The sequence below is a fragment of the Neorhizobium sp. LMR1-1-1.1 genome, assembly GCF_040675795.1.
GTDB lineage: Bacteria > Pseudomonadota > Alphaproteobacteria > Rhizobiales > Rhizobiaceae > Neorhizobium > Neorhizobium cellulosilyticum.
In genome coordinates, this window is record NZ_JBEGHE010000001.1 from 1101830 (window position 1) to 1119495 (window position 17666).

18 protein-coding genes are annotated in these 17666 nt (G+C 57.9%); 11 read left to right on the forward strand and 7 right to left on the reverse strand.

Translation table 11 applies throughout. The features are described 5' to 3' along the window. The first annotated feature begins 68 nt into the window (after positions 1-68). The 5 genes from ftsZ to ligA all read left to right on the forward strand — a co-directional run bounded on the left by ftsZ (position 69) and on the right by ligA (position 8137). Positions 69-1823: a cell division protein FtsZ gene (ftsZ, locus tag MRBLMR1_RS05175; protein ID WP_500063803.1), complete on the forward strand. Its 1755-nt coding sequence runs from the start codon at positions 69-71 to the stop codon at positions 1821-1823. Positions 1824-2130: 307 nt separating this feature from the next. Continuing rightward, positions 2131-3090, forward strand: coding sequence for a UDP-3-O-acyl-N-acetylglucosamine deacetylase (gene lpxC, locus MRBLMR1_RS05180; RefSeq protein WP_148147620.1), 960 nt, complete (start codon positions 2131-2133; stop codon positions 3088-3090). Positions 3091-3306: 216 nt separating this feature from the next. After that, positions 3307-4149, forward strand: a complete 843-nt coding sequence (locus MRBLMR1_RS05185) for an outer membrane protein assembly factor BamD (RefSeq protein ID WP_148147621.1) — start codon at positions 3307-3309, stop codon at positions 4147-4149. A gap of 27 nt (positions 4150-4176) precedes the next feature. Beyond that, positions 4177-5850: a DNA repair protein RecN gene (gene recN, locus MRBLMR1_RS05190; RefSeq protein ID WP_148147622.1), complete on the forward strand. Its 1674-nt coding sequence runs from the start codon at positions 4177-4179 to the stop codon at positions 5848-5850. A gap of 121 nt (positions 5851-5971) precedes the next feature. Continuing rightward, positions 5972-8137: an NAD-dependent DNA ligase LigA gene (ligA, locus tag MRBLMR1_RS05195; RefSeq protein WP_148147623.1), complete on the forward strand. Its 2166-nt coding sequence runs from the start codon at positions 5972-5974 to the stop codon at positions 8135-8137. Between the two features lie 3 nt (positions 8138-8140). On the opposite strand, the gene MRBLMR1_RS05200 is transcribed toward ligA, so the two are convergent. Further along, entirely contained in the window at positions 8141-8680 is a 540-nt protein-coding gene (locus MRBLMR1_RS05200; RefSeq protein WP_148147624.1) for a GNAT family N-acetyltransferase, read from the reverse strand. Between the two features lie 223 nt (positions 8681-8903). On the opposite strand from MRBLMR1_RS05200, the gene MRBLMR1_RS05205 reads away from it, so the two are divergent. Beyond that, complete coding sequence (locus tag MRBLMR1_RS05205) at positions 8904-9566, forward strand: 3'-5' exonuclease (protein WP_500064041.1); 663 nt, start codon at positions 8904-8906, stop codon at positions 9564-9566. Between the two features lie 76 nt (positions 9567-9642). Further along, entirely contained in the window at positions 9643-10152 is a 510-nt protein-coding gene (locus tag MRBLMR1_RS05210; RefSeq protein ID WP_148147626.1) for a CreA family protein, read from the forward strand. A gap of 74 nt (positions 10153-10226) precedes the next feature. Here the strand turns inward: MRBLMR1_RS05210 and MRBLMR1_RS05215 are convergent, their stop codons facing one another. Then, positions 10227-10556, reverse strand: a complete 330-nt coding sequence (locus MRBLMR1_RS05215) for a hypothetical protein (RefSeq protein WP_148147627.1) — start codon at positions 10554-10556, stop codon at positions 10227-10229. A 242-nt stretch (positions 10557-10798) separates the two neighbouring features. Beyond that, on the reverse strand, positions 10799-11266 hold the full coding sequence (locus MRBLMR1_RS05220) for a chemotaxis protein CheW (protein WP_112503741.1): 468 nt from the start codon (positions 11264-11266) through the stop codon (positions 10799-10801). A gap of 187 nt (positions 11267-11453) precedes the next feature. Between MRBLMR1_RS05220 and MRBLMR1_RS05225 the strand changes: the two genes are divergently transcribed. From MRBLMR1_RS05225 to MRBLMR1_RS05235, 3 genes are all read left to right on the forward strand, one after another. After that, entirely contained in the window at positions 11454-11612 is a 159-nt protein-coding gene (locus MRBLMR1_RS05225; RefSeq protein WP_183685872.1) for a hypothetical protein, read from the forward strand. Between the two features lie 100 nt (positions 11613-11712). Next, positions 11713-12312 carry an SCO family protein gene (locus tag MRBLMR1_RS05230; RefSeq protein ID WP_148147628.1) on the forward strand — a complete coding sequence of 200 codons (600 nt, stop codon included), beginning with the start codon at positions 11713-11715 and terminating at the stop codon, positions 12310-12312. A gap of 87 nt (positions 12313-12399) precedes the next feature. Continuing rightward, positions 12400-13278 carry a 50S ribosomal protein L11 methyltransferase gene (locus MRBLMR1_RS05235; RefSeq protein ID WP_148147629.1) on the forward strand — a complete coding sequence of 293 codons (879 nt, stop codon included), beginning with the start codon at positions 12400-12402 and terminating at the stop codon, positions 13276-13278. Positions 13279-13462: 184 nt separating this feature from the next. Here MRBLMR1_RS05235 and MRBLMR1_RS05240 read toward each other — a convergent pair whose 3' ends face one another. Further along, the gene (locus tag MRBLMR1_RS05240) at positions 13463-13636 is read right to left on the reverse strand and encodes a hypothetical protein (RefSeq protein WP_183685874.1); all 174 of its coding nucleotides are present in this window, start codon (positions 13634-13636) and stop codon (positions 13463-13465) included. A gap of 291 nt (positions 13637-13927) precedes the next feature. Here MRBLMR1_RS05240 and MRBLMR1_RS05245 point away from each other — a divergent pair, with 291 nt between their 5' ends. Next, a complete protein-coding gene (locus MRBLMR1_RS05245; RefSeq protein WP_148147630.1) occupies positions 13928-15763 on the forward strand; it encodes an aminopeptidase P family protein in 1836 nt (611 codons plus the stop codon). Here MRBLMR1_RS05245 and MRBLMR1_RS05250 read toward each other — a convergent pair whose 3' ends face one another. The 3 genes from MRBLMR1_RS05250 to pncA all read right to left on the reverse strand — a co-directional run bounded on the left by MRBLMR1_RS05250 (position 15764) and on the right by pncA (position 17656). Then, entirely contained in the window at positions 15764-16099 is a 336-nt protein-coding gene (locus MRBLMR1_RS05250; protein ID WP_500063808.1) for an AzlD family protein, read from the reverse strand. It lies immediately after the preceding gene. A gap of 1 nt (position 16100) precedes the next feature. Then, on the reverse strand, positions 16101-16829 hold the full coding sequence (locus MRBLMR1_RS05255; RefSeq protein WP_148147632.1) for an AzlC family ABC transporter permease: 729 nt from the start codon (positions 16827-16829) through the stop codon (positions 16101-16103). A 200-nt stretch (positions 16830-17029) separates the two neighbouring features. Then, positions 17030-17656, reverse strand: coding sequence for a bifunctional nicotinamidase/pyrazinamidase (gene pncA / locus MRBLMR1_RS05260; protein ID WP_148147633.1), 627 nt, complete (start codon positions 17654-17656; stop codon positions 17030-17032). Positions 17657-17666 lie beyond the last annotated feature (10 nt).

Consider the following 17666-nt stretch of genomic DNA (forward strand, 5'->3'; position numbering starts at 1 on the left):
TGTCAAAGTGAATTGGAAAAGAATTGGTCAGCTCGGCGACGCGACCAAAAGCAGAAGGAAAAGGTACAATGACGATCAAGCTGAACAAGCCTGACATCACCGAGCTGAAGCCTCGGATCACTGTTTTCGGCGTGGGTGGCGGCGGCGGTAACGCCGTCAACAACATGATCACTGCCGGGCTCGAAGGCGTCGATTTCGTCGTTGCCAATACCGATGCCCAGGCACTGACCATGACCAAGGCCGAGCGCATCATCCAGATGGGTGTGCAGGTCACCGAAGGTCTCGGTGCCGGCTCGCAGCCGGAAGTCGGCCGCGCTGCCGCTGAAGAATGCCTCGATGAGATCATCGATCATCTCAACGGCACCCACATGTGCTTCGTGACCGCAGGCATGGGTGGTGGTACCGGTACCGGTGCTGCTCCGGTCGTTGCGCAGGCTGCCCGCAACAAGGGCATCCTGACAGTCGGCGTCGTCACCAAGCCGTTCCACTTCGAAGGCGGTCGCCGCATGCGTCTGGCCGAGCAGGGTATTCAGGAACTGCAGAAGTCGGTCGACACGCTGATCGTCATTCCGAATCAGAACCTGTTCCGTATCGCCAATGACAAGACGACCTTTGCCGACGCATTCGCGATGGCCGACCAGGTTCTCTATTCGGGCGTTGCCTGCATCACCGACCTGATGGTCAAGGAAGGCCTGATCAACCTCGACTTCGCTGACGTTCGCTCTGTCATGCGCGAGATGGGCCGTGCAATGATGGGTACGGGCGAAGCTTCCGGTTCGGGCCGCGCTCTGCAGGCTGCCGAAGCCGCGATCGCCAACCCGCTGCTCGACGAGACCTCGATGAAGGGCGCTCAGGGCCTGCTGATCTCGATCACCGGTGGTCGCGACCTTACTCTCTTCGAAGTCGACGAAGCGGCTACCCGTATTCGCGAAGAAGTCGATCCGGATGCCAACATCATCCTCGGTGCGACCTTCGATGAAGCACTTGAAGGCCTCATCCGCGTCTCCGTCGTTGCAACCGGTATCGATCGCGCTCATGGCGAAGTCGACCTGCGTGCCGCTGAAATGCGCGCCGCTCAGAAGCCGATTATCCGTCCTTCCGCGGCCGTTGCTCCGGCTCCGGCCGCAGCTCAGCCTGTCATGATGCAGGCCCCCCAGGCACCGAAGGCTGCCGACCCGATCGCAGAGACTATCCGCCAGGCGGAAGCTGAAATGGAACAGGTTCTTGCAATCCCGAAGCCCGTTGCTCCGGCACCGCAGCCGCAGCAGGACGAGTTCCGTCCGCAGAGCCGTCTCTTCGCAGCTCCGGTTGCAGAAGCTCCGGCTCCCGCACCGGTCATGACCCGTCCGGTTCAGCCGGCACCTCAGCCGGCTCCGGCTTACCATCAGCCGGCGCCCGCCGCTGCACCGGTTATGAGCCAGCCGGCTCCTCGCATGGCACAGCCGGTTCAGCATGAGCCTGTTTATCGCGAACCTGTCATGGAGCCGGTTCGCATGCCGAAGGTGGAAGATTTTCCGCCGGTCGTGAAGGCTGAGATGGAACATCGCGCCCAGGCGACGGCCCATGTTCAGGAAGAGCGTGGACCGATGGGCCTCCTGAAGCGGATTACCAATTCGCTCGGTCGCCGGGAAGAGGAAGAGCAGGTCCAGTCGGACATGACGGCTTCGGCTCCTGTTCCCCAGCGTCGTCCGCTTTCGGCAGAAGCCAGCCTCTATGCCCCGCGTCGCGGGAATCTCGATGACCGTGGGCGTGTTGCTCCGCAGGCGAGCCACGAGGACGATCAGCTCGAAATTCCGGCCTTCCTGCGCCGCCAGTCGAACTGAGTTAACGGCGTATAACAAAGTTGAAGAGGCCCGGGTGATCAGCATCCGGGCCTTTTTAAGTTGAGCATATTAACTGTGGAAAAATAACCTTTCCAATCAGATGTTTACGCGATGAAAAGTATGTCGCGGCCAAGGATGGTGACGTTGTTAGAAAACCGTAACAATCCGAAACGAACAGTGATTTGGAAACAGCGTAGAGCATGCGTATTTAGACGCTGACAGAGTTGGAACAATTCGTTCGTTTCAACGGAATGCGAATACGGACCTGCTGATCACGGGTGCGACGGAATCAAGAAGGCTTACGTTAATGACAATTGGATTGCTCGGATTTCAGGCAACGATTGCTGCTCCGGTTACGTTGAGCGGCATCGGTGTGCATTCCGGAGCGCCGGTGATGATTACGTTCCAGCCTGCGGAAGCCGGAACCGGTATTGTGTTCAGCCGTAATCTCGAAGACGGCACTTCGGTCGAATATCGTGCCGTGTCGTCGCAGGTCGGCCCGACGGATCTCTGCACCGTGCTCGGCGTGTCGCCAGTCAAGTGGGTTGCGACCATCGAGCATGTCATGGCTGCGCTCTATGCGATGGGCATCGACAACATCATCGTCGAAGTCGATGGTGCCGAAATGCCGATCATGGACGGCAGCTCCTATCCCTTCATCGAGGCGATCGAACAGGTCGGCACGGTCAATCTCGGGATCAAGCGTCGTTACATTCGCGTCATCAAGCCGGTGCGAATCGAATCAGGCGCATCCTGGTCCGAGTTCCGCCCCTATGACGGCACCCGATTCGAAGTGGAAATCGATTTCCCGTCTTCGTTGATTGGTCGTCAGAGCTGGAAGGGTGACCTGACTGCTGCAACTTTCAAGTCCGAGCTTTCGCGCGCTCGCACCTTCGGCTTCATGCGTGACGTCGAGCGTCTGTGGGCTGCAGGTTATGCACTTGGGTCTTCGCTGGAAAACTCGGTCGTGATTTCCGACGATGAAACTGTCGTGAACGTCGAAGGCCTGCGTTACGCCAAGGATGAGTTCGTTCGTCACAAGACGCTGGATGCCGTTGGCGATCTGGCTCTTGCAGGAGCGCAGTTCATTGGTTGCTACCGCTCCTATCGCGGCGGACACAAGATGAATGCAAATGCGCTGAAGGCTCTTCTGAGCGACTCGACCGCCTATGAAGTGGTCGAGGCCCCGTCTTCTGTTGCCACACGTGTTCGTGCTGGTGAGTTCGTTCCCGTCAGCATGACGGAATGTGCTCCCTGGTTTGCCTGAATTTTATAATCTCCGTCAGACTGGCCGTTCCGCAAGGAGCGGCCTTTTTCTTTTCATAAAAGGCACTTGCTGGCAGTGATCGCCACAAAAATGCATTAATGCCGACCCATTGCGTTGCCCTGACCATGCTTTTATGGCTAGTACGCCGCTGGGCACGAGTAGTTTCACGCGGGGACGATCAGGGACTGTCGGATGGCTGATGGAAAGTCTGTAGAAATGCGTAGCTTTACGAGGATCGGCCTCCTGGCGATTGCACTCATCGGGACCGGGGTTGGCTTGGCTTCATGCCAATCCGACAAGGACATCGATATAACGAAGCTTGGCTTCGAAGCCGAGTCCCCGGAGATATTGTATAATCAGGGCCTTGCGAACATGAAGGCCGGCAACATGGCCGAAGCTGGGCGCAAGTTCGATGCTATCGACAAGCAGAACCCGTTTACCGAATGGGGCCGCAAGGCGCTTGTGATGAGCACTTTCGTCAAGCAGCGCATGGGCCGTAACGACGATGCGATCTCGGTCGGTAACCGTTATCTCAGCCAGTATCCGAAGTCGCAGGACTCGGCCTATGTCCAGTATCTGGTTGGCCTTTCGTATTCCAAGCAGATTTCCGACGTGACGCAGGACCAGAAGGCCGCGGCAAATACGATCGCTGCGATGAGCAAGGTCGTAAACGATTATCCGAACTCGGAATATGTCGAGGATGCGCAGGCGAAGATTCGATTCGCACGCGACCAGATGGCCGGCAAGGAAATGCAGATCGGCCGTTATTATCTCGAGCGTAAAGAATACCTTGCCGCCATCCAGCGTTTTCGCAATGTTGTCGAAACCTATCCCAACACCAATCAGGTGGAAGAGGCTTTGGCGCGTCTGACCGAGACCTATTATCGTATGGGCATCGTAGAAGAGGCGCAGACGGCTGCAGCGGTGCTTGGACGGAACTATCCGGACAGTCAGTGGTATGCCGATAGCTACAAGCTGCTGCATTCAGGTGGTGTCGAGCCGCGCGAAAACAGGGGGTCCTGGATCTCGCGCGCCGGTGCCAAGCTCATCGGCGCCTGAGAGACCAGAGGTCAATAACGAGGCCACATGCTGATCCAGTTGTCGATCCGCGATATCGTTCTGATCGAGCGGCTCGATCTCGGTTTCGAGGCCGGGCTCTCGGTGCTTACGGGTGAAACCGGCGCCGGCAAGTCCATCCTGCTCGATAGTCTTTCGCTGGCGCTTGGCGGTCGTGGTGACGGTGGTCTCGTGCGCCATGGCGAAGACAAAGGGCAGGTGACGGCCGTCTTCGATGTGCCGGGCCAGCACGCTGCACGAAAACTCCTCAAGGAAAACGGCATCGATGACGATGGCGATCTGATCTTCCGCAGGATCCAGTCGGCGGACGGGCGCACGCGCGCGTCGATCAACGACCAGCCGGTCAGCGTGCAGTTGATGCGGCAGGTCGGCCAGGTGCTCGTGGAAATCCACGGCCAGCATGACGACCGTGCCCTGATCGACACCAATGCACACCGCATGCTGCTCGATGCGTTTGCGGGCTTGTCCGACGAGGTGCAGCAAGTCAGCGGTCTCTATCGCACATGGCGTGATGCCGAGCGTGCTTTCAAGGCGCACCGCGCCAAGGTGGAAGCTGCGGCCCGCGAGGCCGATTATATCCGTGCCTCGGTCGAAGAGCTGGAAGCGCTTTCGCCGCGCGACGGCGAAGAGGAAGAGCTCGCCGAACAGCGCTCGAAGATGCAGAAGTCCGAGCGAATTGCCGGTGACATTTCCGAGGCTTCAGAATTCCTCAATGGCAATGCCTCACCAGTCCCGATGATTGCGTCCATGGTGCGCCGTCTGGAACGCAAGAGCCATGAGGCGCCAGGTCTTCTGGAAGAGACTGTGGAGCTTCTGGATCAGGCGCTCAATCATCTCTCGAATGCGCAGATGGAGGTCGAGGCGGCGCTTCGGCGCACTGAGTTCGATCCGCGTGAACTGGAGCGCGTCGAGGAGCGGCTTTTCGCTCTGCGCGCCGCTGGCCGCAAATATTCTGTCGCCGTGGTCGATCTGCCGGCGCTGGCCGAAAAGATGGTGGCTGATCTCGCCGATCTCGATGCCGGTGAAGAGAAGCTCGGGCAGTTGGAGAAGATCGCTGCCGCTGCCAAGGAAGAGTTCGATCGCGCAGCCGCTGTGCTTTCAGATAAGCGCAAGGCTGGTGCCGAATCGCTTGCTGCCGCCGTCATGGCCGAACTGCCGGCATTGAAGCTTGAGCGTGCACGCTTCATGGTCGAGGTTACCGCCGATCCCGAGACGGCTGCTGCCGAGGGGATTGATACGGTCGAATTCCACGTGCAGACCAACCCGGGCACGCGCCCCGGCCCGATCATGAAGGTGGCTTCGGGTGGCGAGCTTTCCCGTTTCCTGCTGGCGCTGAAGGTGGCTCTTGCCGACCGCGGTTCGGCACCGACTTTGGTATTTGACGAGATCGATACGGGTGTCGGCGGCGCGGTGGCCGACGCCATCGGTCAGCGTCTGAAACGGTTGTCATCGACGGTCCAGGTTCTTTCCGTTACGCATGCGCCGCAGGTGGCGGCACGCGCCGCGACGCATCTCCTGATCTCGAAGGGACCGGCGGCCGACGGTTCCGAAAAGATCGCTACGCGCGTTGCGACCATGGCTCCTGAACATCGCGCCGAGGAGATTGCCAGGATGCTCTCCGGTGCTTCTGTGACTGACGAGGCTAGGGCTGCTGCCGCGGCGCTTTTATCCGGCAGCGGCTAACACCGGCTTTCGATATTTGACGGCCTCAATATCGTGGCGTGTTTTCCACTCTCCGAGATGACGTGGTTCTTCCAATCCATGGTGATTGCACTAGAAAAACGGTGAAGATGGAGATTCCCGCATGGCCGCCGATCAGACCCCAATCGAAACGCTGACCGAACAGACGGCTGCTGCCGAACTGGAGCGGCTGGCGAAAGAGCTGGCCCATCACGACGAACTGTACCACGCCAAGGATGCGCCGGAGATCTCCGACGCCGAGTACGATGCACTGAAGCGTCGAAACCTTGCCATCGAAGAACGCTTTCCGCAGCTTATCCGCTCGGATAGTCCTTCGATCACTGTCGGTGCCGCACCGCTCGCCACCTTTGCTCCGATCACCCATGCCCGGCCGATGCTGTCGCTCGACAACACGTTTTCCGATGAGGACGTGCGTGACTTCGTCAATTCGGTCTACCGTTTCCTCGGGCAGTTGCCGGACAACTCGATCGCCTTTACCGCCGAGCCGAAAATCGATGGCCTCTCCATGTCGATCCGCTACGAGGACGGTGTTCTCGTCAATGCCGCCACGCGCGGCGACGGGACGACCGGTGAAAATGTCACCGCCAATGTGAAGACGATTAAGGAAATCCCTCAGCGCCTGCCCAAGGGCGTACCAGCGGTCGTCGAGGTGCGCGGTGAGGTCTATATGGCCAAGAGCGACTTTCTGGCGCTCAACGCAGAGATGGAGGCGCAGGGCAAGCAGCTTTACGTCAATCCGCGCAACACCGCGGCAGGCTCCTTGCGACAACTAGATGCCAAGGTGACCGAAAGTCGTAAACTGAAATTCTTCGCCTATGCCTGGGGTGAGATTTCCGAGCCGAACGACTTGCCGAAGAGCCAGTACGAGATGGTGCAGACCTTCAAGGACTGGGGCTTTCCGGTGAACCCGCTGATGAAGCGGCTGAATTCGGTCGATGACGTTCTGGCGCATTATCACGAGATCGGCCTTGCGCGCCCGGAACTCGATTACGATATCGACGGCGTCGTCTACAAGGTCGATCGGCTGGATCTGCAGGCCCGCCTCGGTTTTCGCTCGCGTTCGCCGCGCTGGGCGACGGCGCACAAGTTTCCGGCCGAGCAGGCGTTCACTACCGTCGAGAATATCGATATCCAGGTTGGCCGAACGGGTGCACTGACGCCGGTTGCGCGGCTGACGCCGATCACTGTCGGCGGTGTGGTTGTCACCAATGCGACGCTGCACAATGCTGATTACATCGAAGGTATCGGCAATTCCGGCGAGCGGATCCGGGAAGAGGAGCATGATATCCGCATCGGCGATACCGTCATCGTTCAGCGGGCAGGGGATGTCATCCCGCAGGTGCTTGACGTGGTGATGGAGAAGCGCCCGGCTGATGCGAAGAAATACGAGTTTCCTACCAAATGCCCGGTCTGCGGCAGTCATGCGGTACGCGAGAAAAATGAAAAGACCGGCAAGCTCGATTCGGTCACACGCTGCACCGGCGGTTTCGTCTGCCGTGCGCAGGCAACCGAACACCTGAAACATTTCGTCTCGCGCAATGCTTTCGATATCGAGGGGCTGGGCACGAAGCAGGTGGACTTCTTCTTTGAGAGCGAAGATCCTGCGTTGCAGGTTCGCACTGCGCCCGACATATTCACGCTGAAGAAGCGGCAGGAAGCTTCGCCGTTGATAAAGCTCGAAAACATCGAGGGTTTTGGCAGGGTCAGCGTCAGAAAACTGTTCGATGCGATCGATGAACGTCGTTCGATAGCGCTCAATCGCTTCATCTATGCACTCGGTATCCGCCATGTCGGCGAGACGACTGCAAAACTGCTTGCCCGCCATTACGGCACTTATGAAGCATTCGATCGGGCGATGAAGGATGCGTCATCACTGACCGGTGACGCATGGCAGGACCTGAACAATATCGAGGGCATTGGTGAGATCGTCGCCCGCGCCATCGTCGAATTCTTCAAGGAGCCTCGCAATCTCGATGTCATCAATCGATTGCTAGAAGAGGTGACGCCGCAGGCTGCGGAGCAGGTTGCAGCGTCCGACAGCCCGGTGGCGGGCAAGACGGTCGTATTCACCGGTTCGCTAGAGCGGTTTACACGCGACGAAGCCAAGGCTCGTGCTGAAGGCCTTGGGGCGAAGGTGGCCGGTTCCGTATCGAAAAAGACCGACTATGTCGTCGCTGGCCCCGGCGCCGGTTCCAAGCTCGACAAGGCTCGGGAACTCGGTGTCGAAGTGATGACGGAGGATGAGTGGCTCACCTTTATCGGTGGCTGATCGTCAGGTTCTGATCCGTGCCATGCAATAGGCATCGACATAGCTGCCGTCTCGAAAAGCGAATTCCTTCATGAGGCCTTCGGTGACGAACCCGTTCTTTTCATAGAGACGGATGGCTGGTTCGTTGTCCGTATAGACCGTCAGTTCGACGCGACGCAGGTTGAACCAGTTGTCGGCAAGGGCGAGGACTTCTCCTATTAGCGCTCGGCCGATCCCCTTGCCGACATAGGCATCGTGAACACCCATGCCGATACTTCCGACGTGGACACGACGATTGGAGAGCCGCGTCAATCCGGCATCGCCGACAATCCTGCCGTCGAGGAGAGCGATCAGGCTCGTGGCGTTTGCCGGCTGACTTTCAATACCCTTGCGGATTTCATCGGGCGTGTGGTGCGGGGTGCGCAGCGTGCCGTACCGATAGCCCGGGAGATTATGCAGCGTCACTATTCCTTCGGCATCTGACGGCCGTCTTGCCCGTATGACGAGGTTTTGGGGCCAGGCTGCATCTTTCGCCAATGGTGGAGGATTTTCAAGTTCGCGCATGTCGCTCTCTTTGGTTTTGCCCAAGCAGAGCGGAACGATGTCGACCCTGCCATCATGAGGCAGGGTGGTGGACGGATGCCGGCTAAAGCGCCAAACCCGCCACGCGCCCTGCAGGGCGAATGGTCACGGTCATATGGGTAAGGGCGATAAAGCTGATCATGATCCGGATTTGGCCATGAATGTGGAAACAGGTCAAGCTGCCGCATATGCGGCTCTTTGCCGAATCGCGTTGCCCGGCCTAAAAGCGACGCAGTCGTCCAACCGGAATTTCAGCTTGAAGACCATCGCGATCGATTTCGAAACCGCCAACGAGCAGCGTGGAAGCGCCTGTTCGGTAGGGCTTGCGTGGATCGAAAATGGCAGGGTGGTTCGCGTCGAAGAACGTTTGATCCGGCCGAAGGACATGCGGTTTTCTTCTTTCAACATCGGCATCCACGGAATTCGCCCCGAGCAGGTCGAGGATGCCGGTGAATTTCCGGAAGTGATGGACGAATTTGCAGACGATTTTGCCGGTGCGACGATGATCGCTCATAATGCGGCATTCGACTTCAGCGTCTGGCGCGCCTGTCTCGACCAATACCGCCAGTCCTATCCCGAGCTTTCCTATCTTTGCAGCGTCAAGATGGCTCAGAAGGTGTGGCCTCATCTGATCTCGCATAAGCTGAATATCCTGGCGCAGCATCTCGGGCTGAATTTCCTTCACCATAACGCGGCAGAGGATGCCGCCATCTGTGCCGAGGCCGCGATCGCGATTGCATCGACGTTGAACCTGTCCGAAATCTGCGATGTTCCTGCTGCCATCGGGATGAAAGCCGGCCGGCTGTTCTCCAGCGGTTACGAAGCGTGTACTCTGGCCAAACGGTCTGCTGTTTTGATCGGCAGGTGAATAATCCGCAGCCGTCTTGCAAGCTGTCTGCAGCACCTTATCTCTGATCGCGGATCGTTGACCGGAGATTAGCCTCATGCCCCGCCTGAACCGCCGCATTGTCTCATTCGTTTCTGCCGCTGCCATTCTAACCGGGCTTGCGGCTGCGCCGGCTGTCGCGGAAGTGGTCGGCAAGGTCGGCGTCGATTGGATCGGCAATGATATTATCGTCGAAGCTGTGCCTGATCCGCAGGTGAAGGGTGTCACTTGCCACGTCACCTATTTCGATCGCAGTGTGATCGACCGGTTGAAGAACGGGAACTGGTTCGAAGATCCGTCCAACAATTCCATCGCTTGCCGTCAGACCGGGCCGATCGAGATCGGCGACATCGAGCTCGATAAGGGTGGCGAGGAAGTGTTTCGTCAGGGACGGTCGCTGATCTGGAAGGACCTGCTGGTCAAGCGCATTTATGACAAGACCAATGACACGCTGATCTATCTGGCGCATTCGCGTCAGGTGGTGGAAGGTTCTGCCAAGATGGCGATTTCCACGGTGCCGCTTTACGGCCAGCAGGTAAACTGGACGAAGGGCAAACCAGCTCCTTGAAACCGTGCCCCAAATCACATGAGAAAAGCCGGGCGTGACATGCACGTCCAGCTTTTTGTTTGACCGAATTTTCGTTAGCGGATGTACACGACCTTGCCGCCATCTGCGGCTGTCTGGATCGCGATGACGTTGGCCAGTTCGACATTCTGCATTGTCAGCGCATCAGCCAGACCCGGGTCGGATTGCAACTCCGCCTGAGCATTCTGGATCACATCCGGGCTGGGATTGCTTACGGACTGAGGCAGGCGGCTGCCATTGCCGGAGCTCGGATCATTGGTCACATTCACCACTGTGACGCCGGCGGTCGATGCGGTCGGAACCTGCATATCCATTGTCTGGGCGGACGCGCCGGCTGCGAAGGCGGATGCGGAAATAAGTGCTGCAAGTGCAATAGCCTTTTTCATGGCAATTCTCCTTGTTGTCGTTTTCTTTCACGCGACGAAAAGCATTTCTTCGTTGCATCGTGTCTGAGTTGACAAGCACTAAACCGTCCATGATCCCGAAAGGTTTCATGAAAAATCTTTATTTTGCAATGGCTTGCCGTTCCATCACATATGCGTGCAACACGAACTGGTGAGGCTTTTCCAAGGCAAACAAAAACGCCCGGCGAGATGTCTCGCCGGGCGTTTCAAGAACTGGACGAATATCAGGCGGCTTCGCGAGACAGTTCGTCGGCGATGACGGTGTCGAGGTTGAGGAAGCAAACCATGGTCTTTTCCAGGGCAACGATGCCGCGGCAGAAGTCGCGCTGGGCTTCGGGAATGATTTCCGGCGCCGGCTGCAGGTCTTCGCTCTTGATCGTCATCATGTCGGAAACCTGCTCGACCAGCAGGCCGACAAGCTTGCCACCGATGTCGGTGACGATGATTGCGGAACGCTCGGATGGTTCCGTCATCTTCATGCCGAGGCGGCAGGCCATGTCGATAACCGGTATAACCGCGCCGCGCAGGTTGATGAGGCCGAGGACATAAGGCGGGGTATGCGGCATCGGGGTCACCGGCGCCCAGCCGCGAATTTCGCGGATCGCCATGATGTCGATGCAGAATTCCTGGTCTCCGAGATGAAACGAGACGATCTCGAGATAGGCGCCGGACTGCTTTATCGCATTGCTCATATCAGAACTCTTCCGTTTGGCTGAAAAGCCCGGACATGCGGGGCTTCTGGAATCATGTTGAAATGATCATTGCCGCCCAGAAGTGAAAAACCGGTGAATCTTCTGGTGTAACCGGGTTAATTTCGATCTGCGACATAGGGCAGCAGGCTATCTGTTCAGTCCGTTCCCGTTCGTATAAAACGGCAGCATGCAAACAAGCGCCAGCCATCACTTTGCTCTGCCCGCGACGCTCCTTATCGGGATTGCCGTGCTTGGACTGTCGCTTGCCGGCTTTTGGGGCTGGATCAACTACGGTTCTTCCATCCTCCTTGCGGCGGGGGAGACAGCCCTTTCCTGGTGCCTTTGATCTTGTGGCTCCCTTGCTGGACTACGGGATGTTGAATTGCGCCGGTGAGCGGTTGTGTCTATGCCTGAGGCATTCTTCCTTTGAATTAAGAGACTAACCCATGAAAAGCCTTCGGATTGCCCTCTGGATTGCGGTCTTTGCTCTTGCGGGCGTTCTGGTGTGGTTGACGCTGGAGGTAACACGGCAAAAGCAGGATCTCGCCGAAGGGCCGTTTGGTGTCCCGTTCCGTCTGGTTGCGCAGAATGGCCAGCCGATTACCGAGCAGGCTTTTCGTGAAAAGCCCACCGCTTTGTTTTTCGGCTTTACACATTGCCCGGAAGTCTGCCCCACAACCTTGTTCGAGCTGAACGGCTGGATGCACAAGGTCGATCCCGACGGAACCAAGCTGAACGGCTATTTCGTCAGCGTCGACCCCGAGCGCGATACGCCGGAGGTGCTCGGCCTCTATGTCTCCAATGTTACCGATCGCATCAAGGGTATTTCAGGACCGCCCGCCGACGTTCTTGCTATGATCAAGGGCTACAAGGTCTATGCCAAGAAAGTGCCGGTCGACGCAGCCGATCCCAACGGTGACTACACGATGGATCACACGGCGTCGGTTTTCCTGCTGGATCAGGGGGGCCGGTTTGCGGGCACGATCGCCTATGGTGAAAATGCCGAAACGGCAGAAAAGAAGCTGGCAAATCTGATCAAGGGTTGATTGGCGGCGTTTGGGTGCGTTGCCGGTTGAATGGCGCAGGGCTTCTGTGGCAATGGTCTGCGCAACAATCAGCTGAGAGAGAAGACCGTGAGCGAGATCCGCCTCTACGTGACAGTCAATGAAGTAACGGCAGGCGAAGTTCTCGACCTCCTTTCGGATGTCTTCGGTGAAGAAGACTTCGCGATCGCCACCACGGAGGTGGATGAGAAGCGCGATATCTGGGAAGCCTCGGTCTATATGATGGCCGACGAGGAAGACGCAGTTCGCGCACGGATTGCGGATGCGCTTGCCGAGCCATTTCCCGATTTGTCCATTGCCCGTGAAATTATTCCCGATGTCGACTGGATCGCCAAATCGCTCGAGGGGCTGAAGCCGGTTCGTGCCGGCCGTTTCATCGTGCATGGCTCGCATGATCGCGACAAGGTTCGCGAAAACGATGTGGCGATCGAGATCGATGCGGGGCAGGCTTTCGGCACAGGTCATCACGGCACGACCGCTGGCTGCCTGGAAGTGATCGACAAGGTTCTGCGCGCAAGGCAGGTCAGGAATGCGCTCGATCTGGGAACCGGCAGCGGTGTGCTGGCGATCGCTGTGCGCAAGGTCAGGAAGATCCCGGTTCTTGCAACCGATATCGATCCGGTCGCGGTTCGCGTGGCGCGGGAAAACGTGAAGCGCAACGGTATTGCGTCGGGTATTCGGGTCGAGACTGCACCGGGCTTCCACTCTCCGGCTTTTCGTGAGGATGGGCCGTTCGATCTGATCATTGCCAATATTCTTGCTCGTCCGCTGATGAAAATGGCGCCGGAGCTTGGCCATCATCTGGCGCCGGGCGGATCGGTAATCCTTTCGGGAATTCTGGCCGCACAGCGCTGGAAGGTGATCGCCGCCTATAATGGTGCAGGCATGCGCCATCTCTCCACGATCTGGAAAAACGGCTGGGTGACGATGCATTTCACCAATCGGTGATATTGCGTCTCTGCATTGCGCTGAGCGCATGGCGTCAATCCGATATGCTGCAAAACAAAAGGCGACGCTTGCGCGCCGCCTTTTCAGGCTTTTCGGCCTGGATGCCCACGAGCGCAAGGGAGGAATTGCTGCTCAAGCGGGCTTTATTCTCGTCGGAGCCGTTTAGCTCCTCGCGATACTCAGATCAGAAGAAGCACGGGGTTGCGCCCTTGCGGCGAAGCTCTTCGCGGCTCGTGCCGAGGTTCTTCAAGGTTTCGTCATCAAGGCTCATGAGGGCGCCGTTAACGTAGCGGGAAACCTGCTTTTCACGGGCCTGGGCCATACGGTTCATAGCATTACGGAACACGGAGTTTGCCATTGATTTCGTCCTTCGCTGTGTTGTCTCACTTGGTATGGCTTGAATATATGCCTCATCGAGTTGCACAGTGAGTAGGCTTCGATCATTGGTGATATGCGTTCAATGCATGGTTGCGCGGTTTGGTGCTTCAATATTTGGCATTTCGTTTAAGGCGATCCGCGTGCCGCCAGGAGGTTTCAATCTTCGACCTCTTGTTTTGCCGCATGTGTCTCGCGCAAAACCGCTGCACACTTTCGTTCGACATGCTTTAACGTGGATGTTCAACGGAATCGCAGCATTGGAATGGCAGCCATGTTTCAGTCTTTCGACAATAAATCCTCTCCCCAATATGGTCGCGAGCGTGTCGCGGCGCTTCGCGCTCGCTTCGCGGATCTCGGTATTGATGGTTTTCTCGTGCCGCGCGCTGACGAATACCAGAGCGAGTATGTTCCGGAATCGGCCGAGCGGCTGTCCTGGCTTACCGGATTTACCGGTTCGGCGGGCATGGCGCTTGTCACGCAGAAAGAAGCAGTTGTTTTTGTCGACGGCCGTTATGTGACGCAGGTTGCCGAACAGGTCGATGGCAGCGTGTTCACCCCCGGTGATCTCGTCAATGAGCCGCCGCATCTCTGGCTCCGCTCGCATGCTCAGCAAGGTTTTCGTCTCGGTATCGATCCCTGGTTGCATGGCGGCCAGGAGGTAAAGAGGCTTGAGAAAGCGCTGGAGGAGATTGGCGGATTGCTGGTGCTTCTTCCCGAAAACCCACTGGATACCGCCTGGGTCGATCGTCCGGCCGAGCCGCTTGGCGCAGTTGCCGTTCAGCAGGAGGCTCATGCTGGAAAATCGGCGGCGGAGAAGATCGCGGAGATTGCAGCCGGTCTGAAGGCGAAGAATATCGCTGCCGCCCTGGTCGCCGATCCGTCTTCGGTTGCCTGGATCTTCAATATTCGCGGTGGCGATGTTGCGCATACGCCGCATCCGCTGTCGCGCGCGCTGGTTGCCGCGGATGGCAAGGCGGAACTCTTCATCGATGAACGCAAGCTTGGCGATGAGGCCCGCACCCACCTGCAGCAGCTCACAAGCATCAAGCAGCCTGCCGCGCTGATCGAACGGATTGGCGCTTACGCCGCCGATGGCGGTCGTATCCTTGTCGACCCCGAGCTGACGGCACTCGCTTTGATCACCGCCATAGAGAGCGCGGGTGGCGTCGTGGTCGAGGGGACTGACCCCGCACGCCTGCCGCGCGCCATCAAAAATGCGGTGGAGCTGAAAGGCTCGGCCGACGCGCATGTGCAGGATGGCGTTGCCATGGTGGAGTTTCTCTATTGGCTGGATCAGGCCAAACCCGGATCACTCACCGAAATCCAGGCGGTCGAGGCTCTTGAAGCGGCCCGTGCGCGCGTTGGCCAGAACCTGCAGAACCCTCTGCGTGACGTCTCTTTCGACAGCATTGCAGGAGCCGGTGAACATGCGGCGATCATGCACTATCGCGTCACCCGCCAGAGCGACCGCAAGATTGAAGAAGGCGAACTTTTCCTGATCGATTCAGGTGCGCAGTATATCAACGGCACCACCGATATCACGCGCACGGTGGCGATCGGCGATGTGCCCGAGGACCGCAAGCGTTTCTTCACGCTCGTGCTGAAAGGCATGATCGGTATCAGCACGGCACGTTTTCCCAAGGGCACGCGTGGCTGTGACCTTGATCCTTTGGCGCGCATCGCGTTGTGGAAGGCGGGTGGCGATTTCGCCCATGGCACGGGCCACGGAGTTGGATCCTATCTCTCCGTGCATGAAGGTCCACAGCGTATTTCGCGGCTTGCCACGCAGGAGCTGCTGCCCGGTATGATCCTATCGAACGAGCCGGGTTATTACCGTCCCGGTCATTACGGCATTCGTATCGAGAACCTGATCTTCGTTCGTGAAGCAGAGGAGATCGTTGGCGGCGACATGCCGATGCGCTCTTTCGAGACGCTGACCTGGTGCCCGATCGATCGTCGCCTGGTTGTCGCTTCGTTGCTGACGGAGGAGGAGCTGGAATGGCTGAACGCGTATCACGTCACTGTGCGTGAAAAGCTGCTGCCGCTGATCACCGATGCGGCGGTGCGGGCATGGCTTGAAGCCGCTACCGCACCGGTCGGTGCCTGATCAGACACCGAGATCGAACCCGTAACGGGCGGCCATCACGGCCGCCCAGCCAATGACCAGAATTGTGAGGCCGGGGAAACGCAGCCCTACGACCAGGGCAACAGCCATGGCAATCTTGATGTCCCAGCCGCCATAAACGAATGGCGGCGCTACCAGCGTCGTCAATACCGCGGCCGGCACGGCGTTGAGTGCCGATTCCACCCGTGGCGGGATGCGCTTCATGCTACTCATCAGCACATAACCGCCGACACGCGTTAAATAGGTGGCGATTGCCGCGACCACGATCAGCATGGCCGTGCCCGAATTTATGGAAAAGGCGTTCATTTCGCTTTCCATGTCACATCGCCTCCCTTTCTATTTCCGATACGTCCGGCTCCTCGTGCACTTTTGGTGGTGGCAGGATGGCGGCAATCAGGATGCCGAGTGCTGCGCCGACGCTGATATGCCAGGGCGAACCGACGACGTGGAAGGCGACGACCGAACCGAGAGCGCCGGCCAACATGACGGGAAAGAAGTTGTGACGGCCGCGGAACCCCATGGTCAGTCCGAGGAAATAGATCGGCAGGAGAACATCGATGCCAAGTGCTTTCGGATCACCGATCATGCGGCCGAAAAATGCGCCGATTATCGTTGTCAGTATCCAGGACACCCATACGACTGCGCCCATTGCGAAATACCAGCGAAACGTCGCCGGTTTTCCAGCATCTTCGCGTTTTACCGTCTCTGCGAATTGCGGATCGACGAGCAGGAAAAAAGCAAGCCAGCGCTGGATGTGCGGATAACGGCCGATGACAGAAGCGAGTGCCGCGGAATAGAGGATATGGCGAAAGTTTACTGCCAGAATGGACAATACGATGACCCATGCGGCGACGTGATGGCCAAACAACTCGATGCCGACCAACTGGCTGGCACCACCATAGACAAGACCGCTCATAAGGGCCGCTTCTGCAATGCTAAAACCGTTGTCGACCGCAATGGCGCCAAAAAGGATGCCGAAAGGGGCCGATGAAATCGCCACGACAGCGCCTTTCTTCAGCCCGTTTGTCAGTTGCTCTCGTTTATCCATACTCTGTTCCGGCTGCATGACGGCTCCCGCATAGCTGACCGAGCAGAATGCGCATTCTCCAGTCTACTCAATAGATCATGTGCGTGTAGAAGCAGCCGCAGTTACACGCAATTGAATTGCGTTTATTCAATTCATCGATTTTGTTGATAATGGCAGGGCGAGGCAATTCGCCTTTGCTTCGGAGGCGAAAAAGTTACGCCTTAGTCGGCGAGGATAACTTTACTGGTGACGATATCGACGCCGCGCTCGCGCATTTCGGAGATTGCGTCTTTTATCCCCTGCGGATCGATACCGCGACTTGCGTCAGATATGAGCCGGACGTTGACGTTCGGCAGCATGTCACGGGCGTCGAGAGCCGAGAACTTGACGCAGTAGTCGGTAGCAAGGCCGCAAATGTCTAATTCGGTTATCTGCTGGGCTTTGAGATAACCGGCGAGCCCGGTCAAGGCGGCATGGTCATTGTCACGAAAGGCAGAATAGCTATCAACGGCTGGGTTTTCACCCTTCTGCTGTATGTAGTCGATCTCGCTTACTTCAAGATCAGGATGGAACTCCGCATCTGGGGTGCCCTGCACGCAATGATCCGGCCACATCACTTGAGGCTGGCCGGAGAGTTCACCCATCTCGAAAGGTTTTTTACCGAGGTGCTGTGAGGCAAAGCTGCCATGATTGGCGGGATGCCAATCCTGGGAGGCCACGACTACGTCATATCCGCCATCGCGAATCAGGCGATTGGCAATGGGGATCACCGAATCGCCGTCTGGTACGGCCAGGTTTCCGCCCGGGCAAAACCCGTTCTGCATGTCTATCAACAGCAGTGCTTTCATGACGCTCTCC